Below are 9,799 nucleotides of genomic sequence, written 5' to 3' on the forward strand. Positions count from 1 at the left end.
AGTAAATGCGCTCTGCTCGCCGGAGCGATACTGGTTTACCCCGTCCGGTTGCAAGTAGAAAAGTGCCATCCAATCGACGTTTAATGCATGGACCCATCACCTCCCGCGCATTTAACCTTGCCGAATGGATGTTTGATACGGTTTCACCAGAATCCAGGTCGACCAGGAAAAATACAATCAAGCAAAGGAGAACAGATTGAGCAACGAAGCGACTTAAGGCGTTAGCTCGCCCCGCCGCTGGCGGTCTCCGACTGACAGGCAACAGCTGGACGGGTTGCCCCACAACCAGCCCCATTCGTACGATTCAGGCATTTTCGCGCATATTGGCACGCTCGTTTTATTCATGGGGCGGCATATAGATTAGCAGTACAAATAAAACAGCATTTATAACGCACCGGCATTTCGGTGCACATAACAATGGAGATCCCGCGTGAAAAGATTTGTCACTCTCGCATCCGGCGCGTCCTTGTCCTGCGCATTCGTCGCTCCCGTGTTCGCTCAATCGAGCGTCACGCTCTACGGCGTGCTCGACAATGGCTTCGCCTATCAGAACGCGGGCAACGGCAATTCCGCAGTCAAGGCGGTACCTGGCGGACTCTTCGCGACCCGCTATGGTTTTAAGGGCAGCGAGGATATTGGCGGAGGTCTGCACGTCAACTTCCAGTTGGAGCAAGCCTTCTCCGGTCAGACCGGTGCAGCGACAGACCCGACCAAGGCCTTCAATCGTCTCGCGTATGTCGGCATGTCTGGCGGTTTTGGGGAAGTCCGCTTCGGTTTGCAAAACACGCCGCAATACGACGTGCTACAAGCAGCTATGGATCCCTCCTGGGTGAAGAGCATTGCGTCGCCGATGAATAATTTCAACGCCCTGATCATCCGCGCGAACAACGGCATTTCGTACTACACCCCCACCTTTGGTGGCCTGAATGCAAAGTTCATGGTGGCGTTGCGCGATGGTACGACCTCGACGGGCAACGGCATTGGCTTGTACAACGTTGTGGTCCAGTACATCAACGGACCGCTGAACGTGGCGGCGGGCTACGAACGCGGCGACGAACCTGCTGTCGGAGCGGGTGGGAGCTATAACCTCGCGGGTGGTGCTTCCGCGGGTACGGGCGCGGTCCTGAGCGTGTTCAACGCAGGGGCTTCATATGCAATCGGCGCCAACCGCATCTGGCTGGCCTATCACACGGAGAACCTGACCAATACACCGAAATACCAGCAGCATGACGTCTACCAGATCTCGGACTCGTATCAGCTCAACCCATTTGCCCTGCTTTCGGTGATGTACGGTTACCTGCACGACCGCACCGGAAAGGGCGACGATGCGCAGGAACTGGGTGTACTTTTCGAGTATTCCCTGTCCAAATCGACCGAGCTCTATACGGCGGCCGGTTTTATCCAGAACAAGAATCAGGCGGCATACACGCTCTCCGGCACCGCGTATTCGGGCCTTGCGGTCACGCCTGGCACCAACAACCGCGGCATCGGCGTCGGACTGGTACACAAGTTCTGAGGCCATGGCGGAAATGGCTTGGCATGGGCCGCGCCCATCGCAAAGCCGTTATTGCGGATATCCTCTTCTGTCACGGATCGTTCCTCGGCTGGTGGGGGCTGCGTAGCGCGCATCGCAGTAGCTTTTCCTGCTGCGGCCATTGATGTGCGCTCGCGCAAGGCGATGAATACTTGCTGCGCGCATTCGCACATTTCTCTTACGGTGTTGAAAATCCCGGATCGCGTGAAGCAGCGTGTGCGGCCACCGTCAGGACAAAGCGTAGGCGCGGTCGTCTTGTGGTAGTAGCCCCGCAGAGAAACTCACCGAGTTGTCCAGGCGACAATAATCAACGACGGGAGGACGGGACGAGATGTCTACGAAGCGGCAGAAGATGTGCTCAACGCAGCGGTTGAAGAGGCGGTGCGCACGGGCGAGTGGATTATCGCCGCCGGGGATCCCCCGACGATCGAACAGATGCTCAAGGTGTATGACGAACAATTGTCTTCGGTGTCTGCACGCAACTATTGCGATGCCATGCATCGTCTGGACAAGCTGCTTAACGTTCCGAGGACTGTTTCGCCGGTTGTCCGGGATGCCACACGCGCTGCGTAGCCGCGCAGATCCTGCGTGCAAAGTTTGCTATCCATCGCGTGCCATCGAGCGCAGGCCGATCCCTTACGTTTCGCTATTCAGATGCCCGGGATTAGTGGTTTCCCGATGAAAAAAGCGGTCTCGTCAGGCGATTCTTGAACTAGGCTATAAGTCTGGCTAAATTCCAGAAACATTTCCAATGTAAGTTGATGCGGCGATCGATAAGCGAAGGAGAAAGTTCCATGGCTATCGTCGTACACAACATCACGGTGGTTCATTCGAGCCGGAGCGCAGCGTGACGGCGAGCGATGCCGCGCCCGCTACGAGCGCCTGGCACGATATCGTGCGCGCGCAGGGCATCAGCCTGTCCTACGGCAAGATACGGGCGCTTTCCGGTATCGACCTTGCCATAGGGCGCAACGAAATCGTCGGACTTATCGGTGACAACGGCGCAGGTAAATCGACGCTCATCAAGGTGCTGACCGGCGTTGTGCGGCCGAGTACGGGCAAGCTGTTCATCCGCGACAAAGAGGTCGACTGGAGCCGCTTTTCCGTGCGCGAGGCGCACCGGCTGCGCTTCGAAACGGTCTATCAGGAGAAATCGCTGGGCGAGAAGCAGCCGCTCTGGCGTAACTTCTTTGTCGGCCGGCAGATCACCAATCGATTCGGTTTTATCAATGTCGCCGAAGAGCGGCGCATCGCCAACGATATTCTGAAGCAGCAGCTCGGTTTCCGCGGCGTCGGAATCGACGCCGATTCGTTGATTGCGAAACTTTCCGGTGGCGAGCGTCAGGGCGTCGCGATCGGACGGGCCATGTATTTCGAAAGCGATCTGATCATTCTCGATGAACCCACGGTGGCGCTTGCCATCAGCGAGGTGCGCAAGGTCCTCGACTTTGTTCGCTCGATCAAGGAGTCGGGCCGCGCCTGCATCTACATCGAACATAACCTCGCCCATGTACACGAACTCGCCGATCGGCTAGTCGTGCTCGATCGCGGCCGGATCGTCGCGGATATCAAGTCCGGTGAGATGAGCCTCGAAGCGCTCACCCGTTATTTGATTTCGCTGCAGCAGAGCGGACACGGGCCGGCACCGGTTGCAGGGACAAGGACGTGAGTGATCCGCTAAAAGAAAAACGGCTCGCGCGGTTAGTGAGTTTGCGCCTGCCGGGTTTTGCTCGCATGGAGGGTTTGCCGAGCCTCGTCGTGTTCGCGCTGGTGGTCGGCCTGTTCATGGCAACCGCGCCGCGCGTTTTTTTGGGCTGGCCCATCTACTTCTCTTTTCTGACCACCGTGCCACCGCTGGTGGTGCTGGCGATCGGGCTGACGCTGGTGATTGCAGCGGGGGAAATCGATCTGTCCTTTCCCTCGGTCATGGCGTTCTCGGGCTTTCTGTTCGCCTGGTGCGTGAACACCACGGGATCGGCCTGGTTAGCCATTGTTGCGGCGCTGGCTGGCGGCGCGCTGGTCGGCGTGGTGAACGGAGTGTTGGTCGCGGTGGTCGGTGTGCCGTCAATCATCGTGACCATTGGCACCCAGTTCCTCTGGGCCGGTGTTGCTTCGATCCTTTCCGGCGGGCTCTCCAATGCGCTACAGCAGCTCGCCAGCGGTTCAGCCTATGCGGTATTCGCGGGCACGTTGTTCGATGTGGTCCCGATGCAGTCGATCTGGGCGCTCGGGCTCGCCATATTCATGTGGTTCATCCTCAACCGCCACCGTTTTGGCGAGCATGTGCTGTTCATCGGAGACAACCGCAACGTGGCGAAGGTCGTGGGCATCAACGTGCTACGCGAGACGGTGAAATTGTTCACGCTGATGGGTGTGCTGGCCGGTTTCGCCACGGTTCTGCTCACGCTCGAGAATCTGAATTACTTCTCGACCCAGGGGCAAGGCTACCTGCTGCCGGCGCTGGCCGGTGTGTTCATCGGCGGAACCTCGGTGTTCGGCGGCACGGCGACGATCGTGGGAACGTTCTTCGGCACTTTCGTGATTGGCATGCTGGAAGCGGGAATCGTTGCGACAGGTATCGCCGGTTTCTGGGTGCAGGCGATAGAAGGGGTAGTGTTCATCGTCGCGGTGATCCTGCATTTGTTGGTCGAGAATCCGGCCAGGCTGCGCGTGTTACGCGAAAGGTTCAGGCTTGGGCGGCGATAAAGCCGTTAAATCAGGAGATAGGAGCAGACATGATCAAGACCATGACGGGATGCCTCCTGGCAGCGAGCATTCTTGCGTTTGGCCTCGCGCCGACTGCCGGTGCCACCGAACCGACCACGTCGGGGCAACTCGGCGCCGGTATGACGATGTATATGCAGATGGGCGGCAACCCCGGCGACGGCGCGACGCTGCCACGTCAGACCGGCGCTGCGGACGCGGGGCACGCCTTCGGCATCAAGGTGATCGAGCAGTTTTCAGCATGGAGCCCGGAAACGATGCTCGCGCAGTTCCGCCAGGCGATGGCGGCAAAGCCGACGTGTATCGGCATCATGGGCCATCCGGGGGACCCCGCCTTCGCCCCTCTGATCAAACAGGCGGTAGACCAGGGCATTATCGTGACCGTCGGCAATACGCCGCTACCCGATAACCAGAAGCTTTACGACGCCAAGGGCTTCGGCTACGCCGGCGTCGAACTCTACATCGGCGGCCAGATCACCGCTCAGGCGATGCTCAACGCCGGGCTCAAGAAGGGCGACGAGGCGCTCGAATACGGTGTCTTCAACGAGAGTGTGCGTAGCCAGTCCGACCGAGGACTCGCCGAGACGCTGGAAAAGGCCGGTGTGAAGGTGACCCGGCTCAACATCTCACCTCAGGTGGATGCCGATTCATCGCTCGCCGTGCCGATCCTGGTCGCCTTCATTCAGGCGCACCCTGATCTGAAGGCGATTGGCACCCAGCACGGTGGCGTGACCGGATTCATTCCGCAGGCGCTTCAGCAGGCTGGCAAGAAGCCTGGGCAAATCGTCGTCGGCGGCATCGATCTCGCGCCCGCCACGATCTCAGGATTGCAGAACAAATACCTCACCGCGACGCTCGACCAGCAGCTCTATTTGCAGGGCTTCCTGCCGGTCACACAGTGCGTGCTCTCCGCGGCATATCACTTCGCAGGACTGACCATCAACACCGGTGCGGGTGTTCAGACACCCGCGACGATCGACTCGCTCATTCCGCTGATCAAGCGCGGAATCCGCTAACGGCGGGTAATGCGATTTTGAGCGCGAGCTGCGGTGAAACCGGTCAAGATTTCACCGCGGTGGCGGTCTCACGCGGCGCTATGCAACCGATCAATGCAACGCGCATAGCGCCGCGATCCTGGTACTGAAAAGCGCCTCTTCAAATAAGCCCCAGTTCGGCATTGATGATTCCCTCCCCATCACGGCACGCTGCTATCAACGGCGGCAATCGCTTGTATCGGCGAAAAAAATGAACTACGTTTTAGTGGGTTCGCAATTCTGAAAAGCATGATCGCTTTTCTCACCGACGGGAGTCCATCATGCCGTTTCAGGCACTCGATTTCAATCATGACGGATACCACAACGAACGTATGCGGACCATGAGCTGGGACGACAAGGTCGCCAGCTATATCCTTGCGCTGAATTGGAGCAGGACAGGAGGACTCAACGTGGGAACGCCCACTATGCAAGCTTCAAAAGCGCGCCAGCGTCGGTCACATGTGGACTGTGTGGCAGTGGCGTATGTCAATAGTAAGTGGTACATCGCGTCGAACGTTATCGAATTGACGGATCACGAAATTGTTTTGACTGATGCCTCGATTGGCCGCCCCGTCGACGCAGCGGAATACTTTGGCCATGTCGATTACTACGGCACGCTCACGAACAACTACGAGATCGTGCGCGAAGGCGGCGATACCCTGCACGCGGAAATGAAGATCCTGAAGCGGCTCCAGTCGCTCGGGCTATTGACGCAATGTCCACGCATTGGCGTCTCGAAGCCATGCTGTCCGAAATGCAAGGACGTACTCAACGACTGGCAGATCGACTATACGTCGTACCACACGGTCATGCCCGCGGGCGACCGCTGGGTCGATCCGGGCCTCGGCGTGCCATCGCGCGTAGTAGGCATCTTGTAGCGGGCAGGCCTGCGCTCTCGCCAGCTCACCCCGTAAAAATGCGTCCCGGCCGTCTTTGACGCACAACCGCGTTACAGCTTGCCGATTCCCTTCAAGCGTTCCGCAAGGAACTCGCGCAGCACGCGCACTTTGGTCGAAAAGCGCCGGTTCGGCAGATACGCCATATAAATCTGCTTGCCGGTGAGCGCGTTATCGAGGCGGTAGTCGGGTAAAACCACTTCGAGCGCGCCACTCACCAGCAAGTCGCGTATCAGCCAGATTTCAAATTCGGCAATGCCGAGCCCCGCACACGTCGCTTCCAGCAGCAGTTCCGAGTGGTCCGATTGCAGGTTGCCGAGCGGCAGCACGGCCTCCACGCGCTTGCCGTTCGAGAGATGCCAGCGCGGATCGCCTTCCGGGTGGAGATAGCGCAGACAGTTGTGCTGCGCGAGATCGTCCGGGCTTAATGGCCTGCCGCGCCGCGCGAGATAGGCGGGCGACGCGCACAGAATGCTGTCGTTGCGCGAGATCGGCTGCACGATCAGGTTGTCGAGGTAGTTCTCGCCCTCGTGAATGTCGAGGTCGAAGCCGCCCGACACCATGTCGTTATGGTTATCGGTGAGGCGCAAATCGAGCTGAATGCCCGGATAGCGCTCCAGGAACGGCGCGACCAGCGGCGCCAGGTAACGCCGTCCAAACGCGACGGGCGCGGTCAGCTTGAGCGGCCCGCTCGGCGCGGCATCGAGTTCGGCCACCACGCGCAGCGTGTCGTCGAGGTCCGCGATCATCGAAACGGCACGCGCGTGATACAGGCTGCCCGCCTCGGTGAGCGCGACGTGATGGGTCGAGCGGTGCAGCAGCGGCACGCCCAACATTTCCTCCAGCGCCGTGATTTTGCGCGATCGTTGAGGTCGCAAACCGCTACCGTCATGGTGAGCCGATCACCTCGAGTTTCGTCGAATCGGCGGTCAATCGGGTGGTCACCAAGCGGTTCGTGAAGCGGCAGCAGATGGCGTGGCGACCTTTGCATGCGCAGGGTCTACCGCAGGTGCGGACGGACAGCGGTCTTGAATGAGCAGCTGCGTTCATGCTTCGAGCGTTGGTATCCGACGCTCGCTGTCAGCGATCATACGCGCCAAATCGCGGCATAGCGCCCCCGCTTCCAGGGTGGCGTTTTCTTTCATTTTCGGGCTCGCGGAAAACCCTGGTCGACACTTCCAAGGCCAAGGTCACATGATTACGCTTATAAACAGAACGTTCACCTGTGAAATGCGGCGGCGTATCGACTGAATACGCGAATCTGCGCAAACCGGTAACCGACCATGACTCTCAAACTCAAAGGCATGACGTGGAATCATCCGCGCGGCTACGAACCGCTCGTGGCTTGCTCGGCGCTGTGGAAGGCCCGCACGGGCGTGGAGATCGAATGGGATCGCCGCTCGTTGCAGGACTTCGAATCGTTCCCCGTCGACGAACTTGCGCAGCGTTACGACCTCATCGTGATCGATCATCCGCATGTCGGGCAGGTCACGCGGGAGGGGTGCCTGCGGCCGTTCGACGGCGACGCGCTTGCGGACATTGCGCGCGGCACGGTCGGGGCGTCGTTTGCAAGCTACCGCTGGCTCGGCAAGCAGTGGGCGCTGCCGATCGACGCCGCGACCCAGGTTCAGGCGTGGCGCCGCGAGCGCCTGGCTGCCGCGGCGCGCACGTGGGAGCAGGTCTTGCAACTGGCGCGAGCGGGCCGCGTCGCGTTACCGCTGCGCCCGCCGCATTCGCTGATGTGCCTGTACACGCTCAGCGCTCAACTGGGCGCTGCAGGCGCGGTGGGTGGCCCCGATCTCTTCAAGCGCGAGATTGCCGCGCGCGCGTGCGAGCGTCTGCGGGAACTGGCCGGTTACGTCGATGAAGCGTGCTTCGAGCAGGACCCGATCGCCGTATTCGAAAACATGGCTCAGCCGGCGTCGCGCATCGATTGTGTGCCGCTCGTCTATGGCTATGTGAACTATGCCTGGGCGCAGTTCCGTCCCGTGCGCATCGCGTTCGCGAACATACCCGTGTTCGACGAGGAGGCCCCCGCGGGGTCGGCGCTTGGCGGCACGGGCATCGCGGTCTCGGCGCGGCGTGCGCATCAGGATGAGGCGCGCGCCTTCGCGCTTTGGGTCGCGGGCGCCGAGGCGCAGCGCGGGCCGTTCGCGCACGCGGGCGGGCAGCCTGGACACGCGGCCGCGTGGGAAGACGACACGGTGAACGCGCAGTCCGACGATTTTTACCGCGCCACGCGCGCCACGCTGGAAGGCGCCTGGGTCAGGCCGCGCCACGATGGCTACATGGCGTTTCAGGAGGCGGCCTCGCAGCGGCTCAATCGCGGCTTGCGCGAGAACGACCCGGCAGAGGTGATCATCGACGATCTGAACAGCCTGTTTCGCGCGAGCCTGCCCGCATGAGCGCGCCGTTGCGTGCGCCGGCTCGGGCTCCGCTGGAAGGTCTGCTCGTCCTCGATCTCGCGCAGTTTCTCTCGGGCCCTTCAGCCGCGCTGCGGCTTGCGGATCTCGGCGCGCGCGTGATCAAGATCGAGCGCCCCGGCAGCGGCGATATCTGCCGCACGCTGTATCTCACCGATACGGAGATCGCTGGCGATTCCACGCTCTTTCACGCGATCAACCGCAACAAGGAAAGTGTCGCGCTCGACCTGAAAAACGCGGACGATCTTGCGGCATTGAAAGGACTCGTCGCGCGCGCGGACGTACTGATCCAGAATTTCCGGCCCGGCGTGATCGAGCGTCTTGGCCTCGGCTACGAGCAGGCTCGCGCGATCAATCCGCGGCTCGTGTACGCGGGCGTATCGGGCTACGGCGAAACGGGGCCGTGGGCTGGGCTGCCGGGACAGGACTTGCTCGCGCAGTCGCTCTCGGGCATCACGTGGCTCAACGGCAACGATGGCGACGGCCCCGTGCCGCTGGGCCTTTCGATCGCCAATATCCAGGCGGGGCACATCCTCACGCAAGGCATACTCGCCGCGCTGGTGCAACGCGCGGTGACGGGCATGGGCGCGCAGGTGCAGACAAGTCTGCTCGAAGCGCTGATCGATCTGCAGTTCGAAATGCTAACCACCTACCTCAACGATGGCGGGCGCGCGCCGCAGCGCGCGGGCTATCGCAATGCCAACGCTTATCTGGCCGCGCCTTACGGCGTGTATCCCACGGCGGACGGCTATCTCGCGCTCGCCATGATGCCGCTCGCACAACTCGCCGCCACGCTGCCGTTGCCGCCCTTGCTCGAATACAGCGCGCAAGAGGCTTTCACGCGGCGCGACGAAATCAAGCGTCTCGTCGCTGCCGAACTGATGCGCGAGACCACGGCGCATTGGCTTGCGCGCCTGCGCCCGGACGATGTCTGGTGCGCCGAAGTGCTGGATTGGCCGCGTCTTGTCGAAAGCGAAGCGTTCGCGCGCCTCGACATGCTGCAGACCGTGCAGCGCGGCGGCGGCGCGCCGGTGCGCACCACGCGCGCGCCGTTGCGCATCGACGGCATGCGGGCGGCGGCTTCACGCGCCGCGCCGCGCGTGGGTGAACATAGCGAAAGCGTGCTGGCGGAATTCGGCCTGAACGCGGCGCGCTGAATCACGCGGGGTGGGCGGGGATGGCGGGGAT

Annotated in this window: 8 protein-coding genes and 2 pseudogenes; 9 read left to right on the forward strand and 1 reads right to left on the reverse strand. The window is 61.2% G+C overall.

Going from position 1 to position 9,799, the window contains the following annotated elements; genetic code table 11:
- The first annotated feature begins 430 nt into the window (after positions 1-430).
- The 6 genes from VSR72_RS39290 (at position 431) to VSR72_RS39315 (ending at position 6,170) form a co-directional block, all read left to right on the forward strand.
- Entirely contained in the window at positions 431-1,516 is a 1,086-nt protein-coding gene (locus VSR72_RS39290; protein ID WP_342957592.1) for a porin, read from the forward strand.
- A gap of 372 nt (positions 1,517-1,888) precedes the next feature.
- The gene (locus VSR72_RS39295) at positions 1,889-2,107 is read left to right on the forward strand and encodes a hypothetical protein (RefSeq protein WP_342957593.1); all 219 of its coding nucleotides are present in this window, start codon (positions 1,889-1,891) and stop codon (positions 2,105-2,107) included.
- Positions 2,108-2,381: 274 nt separating this feature from the next.
- Positions 2,382-3,203, forward strand: coding sequence for an ATP-binding cassette domain-containing protein (locus VSR72_RS39300; protein ID WP_342957594.1), 822 nt, complete (start codon positions 2,382-2,384; stop codon positions 3,201-3,203).
- Complete coding sequence (locus VSR72_RS39305) at positions 3,200-4,240, forward strand: ABC transporter permease (RefSeq protein WP_342957595.1); 1,041 nt, start codon at positions 3,200-3,202, stop codon at positions 4,238-4,240. Before VSR72_RS39300 ends, VSR72_RS39305 begins: the two co-directional genes overlap by 4 nt.
- 29 nt (positions 4,241-4,269) lie before the next feature.
- A complete protein-coding gene (locus tag VSR72_RS39310; protein ID WP_342957596.1) occupies positions 4,270-5,274 on the forward strand; it encodes a substrate-binding domain-containing protein in 1,005 nt (334 codons plus the stop codon).
- Between the two features lie 563 nt (positions 5,275-5,837).
- Positions 5,838-6,170 (forward strand): hypothetical protein, encoded by a 333-nt coding sequence (locus tag VSR72_RS39315; RefSeq protein ID WP_342957597.1) that lies wholly within the window; start codon positions 5,838-5,840, stop codon positions 6,168-6,170.
- Positions 6,171-6,241: 71 nt separating this feature from the next.
- Here the strand turns inward: VSR72_RS39315 and VSR72_RS39320 are convergent.
- A pseudogene (locus tag VSR72_RS39320) lies at positions 6,242-7,064 on the reverse strand (LysR family transcriptional regulator); the annotation flags it as partial.
- A gap of 1 nt (position 7,065) precedes the next feature.
- Between VSR72_RS39320 and VSR72_RS39325 the strand changes: the two are divergent.
- From VSR72_RS39325 to VSR72_RS39335, 3 genes and pseudogenes are all read left to right on the forward strand, one after another.
- Positions 7,066-7,300 (forward strand): annotated as a pseudogene (locus tag VSR72_RS39325) (ISKra4 family transposase); the annotation flags it as partial.
- Between the two features lie 171 nt (positions 7,301-7,471).
- Positions 7,472-8,593 carry an extracellular solute-binding protein gene (locus tag VSR72_RS39330; RefSeq protein ID WP_342957598.1) on the forward strand — a complete coding sequence of 374 codons (1,122 nt, stop codon included), beginning with the start codon at positions 7,472-7,474 and terminating at the stop codon, positions 8,591-8,593.
- Positions 8,590-9,768, forward strand: a complete 1,179-nt coding sequence (locus VSR72_RS39335) for a CaiB/BaiF CoA-transferase family protein (protein WP_342957599.1) — start codon at positions 8,590-8,592, stop codon at positions 9,766-9,768. The genes VSR72_RS39330 and VSR72_RS39335 overlap by 4 nt, the downstream gene beginning before the upstream one ends.
- The last annotated feature ends 31 nt before the right edge of the window (positions 9,769-9,799 follow it).

Source organism: Paraburkholderia sp. JHI869 (assembly GCF_038900775.1).
In the GTDB taxonomy this organism is placed as follows: domain Bacteria; phylum Pseudomonadota; class Gammaproteobacteria; order Burkholderiales; family Burkholderiaceae; genus Paraburkholderia.